2 protein-coding genes are annotated in these 2,434 nt (G+C 65.9%); both read right to left on the bottom strand.

Features of this window, described 5'->3' with window-relative positions:
• Nucleotides 1-139 (bottom strand): 30S ribosomal protein S6 (gene rpsF / locus VFY73_RS11555; RefSeq protein ID WP_329718798.1); only part of this gene is annotated, 139 nt, incomplete at its 3' end.
• Between the two features lie 129 nt (nt 140-268).
• On the bottom strand, nt 269-2,434 hold a 2,166-nt coding region (gene ppsA, locus VFY73_RS11560), incomplete at its 5' end, for a phosphoenolpyruvate synthase (protein ID WP_329718796.1).

Here is a 2,434-nt window from a genome sequence, read left to right on the forward strand (position 1 = left end):
GCTGACGGCGGCCCCAGTCTTCCACGCGGTGCACCTTGCCACCACCATTGGTGACCAGGGCCTTGTAGCGTTCCAGCATGGCCGGAACCTGTTCGCTTTGATCCGGATGGATCAGCAGAATGATCTCGTAGTGACGCATAACACTCCTTGTGGATTCCGTGGATGGAAGCCGCCCAGCGCGTCAAAGCCAGTGCGGCAAAGGGAAAGCCCGCGATCATAACAGAAAGGCCCGGGTTCCCCCGGGCCTTTGTTTGGCGGTTTGACGCGGTCAGCGGATGGCGGCAAGCCGCGTCCAGGTTTCGATCACCGAATCGGGATTCAGCGAGATCGAAACGATGCCCTCGGCGGCCAGCCAGTCGGCGAAATCGGGGTGGTCGCTGGGGCCCTGGCCGCAGATGCCGACGTACTTGCCCGTGGCCCGGCAGGCGGCAATGGCGCGCGAGATCATGGCCTTGACGGCCGGGTCGCGCTCGTCGAAGTCGTCCGCGAGTTGCTCCAGGCCGGAGTCGCGGTCCAGACCCAGGGTGAGCTGGGTCAGGTCGTTCGAGCCGATCGACATGCCGTCGAAATGCTGCAGGAACTGCTCGGCCAGGATCGCGTTGCTCGGCACTTCGCACATCATGATCAGGCGCAGGCCGTTCTGACCACGCTTCAAGCCCCGGCCCGCGAGCAACTCGGCCACGCGCTCGGCCTGGCGCACGGTGCGCACGAAGGGCACCATGATCTCGACGTTGGTCAGGCCCATGTCATTGCGCACGCGCTTGAGCGCCTCGCACTCCATGCCGAACGCATCGGTGAACTCGCCACTGATGTAGCGCGAGGCGCCGCGAAAGCCCAGCATCGGGTTCTCTTCGTCCGGCTCGTAGCGCGAACCACCGATCAGTTTCTTGTATTCGTTGGACTTGAAGTCCGACAGACGCACGATCACCGGCTTGGGCCAGAAGGCCGCTGCGATCGTCGCCACCCCTTCGGCCAGCTTGTCGACGTAGAAGGCGCGCGGCGACGCATGGCCGCGGGCCACCGACTCGACCGCCTTCTTCAGGTCGGGGTCGACGTTCGGGTAGTCGAGGATCGCCTTCGGGTGGACGCCGATGTTGTTGTTGATGATGAACTCGAGCCGCGCCAAGCCGACGCCGGAGTTGGGCACCTGGGCAAAGTTGAAAGCGAGCGTCGGATTGCCGACGTTCATCATGATCTTGATCGGGCAGTACGGCATTTCGCCGCGCGTGACCTCGGTCACCTCGGTGTCCAGCAAGCCGTCGTAGACGTGGCCGGTATCGCCCTCGGAACAGGCGACCGTGACCAGCGCACCGTCGTGCAGCGTCTCGGTCGCGTCGCCGCAGCCGACCACCGCCGGGATGCCCAACTCACGGGCGATGATCGCCGCATGGCAGGTGCGACCGCCACGGTTGGTCACGATCGCGCTGGCGCGCTTCATCACCGGCTCCCAGTTCGGATCGGTCATGTCGGTGACCAGCACGTCGCCGGGCTGCACACGCTCCATCTCGGCGATCGAGCTGACCAGGCGGACCGGGCCGGTGCCGATCTTCTGGCCGATCGCACGGCCTTCGGCCAGCACGGTCGAGTGACCCTTGAGCTTGTAGCGGTGCTCGACCTGGCCCTCGGCCTGGCTGCGCACGGTTTCCGGGCGGGCCTGCAGGATGTAGAGCTTGCCGTCGATGCCGTCCTTGCCCCACTCGATGTCCATCGGGCGACCGTAGTGCTTCTCGATGATCAGCGCGTACTTGGCCAGCTCGGTCACGTCGGCGTCGTTCAGCGAGTAGCGGTTGCGCTGCTCGGGCGGCGTGTCCACCGTCTTCACCAGCTTGCCGGTCGCAGCCTTTTCGGCCGGCGTCGCGAATTCCATGCGGACCAGCTTCGAGCCCAGGCCGCGGCGGATGACGGCCAGCTTGCCGGCTTCCAGCGCCGGCTTGTGCACATAGAACTCGTCCGGGTTCACGGCGCCCTGCACCACGGTCTCGCCCAGTCCGTAGCTGGAGGTGATGAACACCACGTCCTTGAAGCCGGATTCGGTGTCGATCGTGAACATCACGCCGGCCGAGCCCAGGTCGGAACGGACCATGCGCTGCACACCGGCCGACAGCGCCACGTCCGAATGCGCGAAGCCCTTGTGGACGCGGTAGCTGATCGCGCGGTCGTTGTAGAGCGACGCGAAGACCTCCTTCATCTTGTGCAGCACGTCGTCAATGCCGTGCACGTTGAGGAAGGTCTCTTGCTGGCCGGCGAACGATGCGTCCGGCAGGTCTTCGGCAGTGGCCGACGAGCGAACAGCCCAGGTGGCGTCCGGCGAGCCGGCCACCACGCGGTCGTATTCGGCACGCACCGCCGCCTCGAAAGCCGGCGGGAACGGCGCGTCGGTCACCCATTGGCGGATCTCGGCGCCGGCCTCGGCCAACGCGCGCACATCGTCGGT

This window comes from Ideonella sp., from assembly GCF_036277275.1.
In the GTDB taxonomy this organism is placed as follows: domain Bacteria; phylum Pseudomonadota; class Gammaproteobacteria; order Burkholderiales; family Burkholderiaceae_C; genus Ideonella.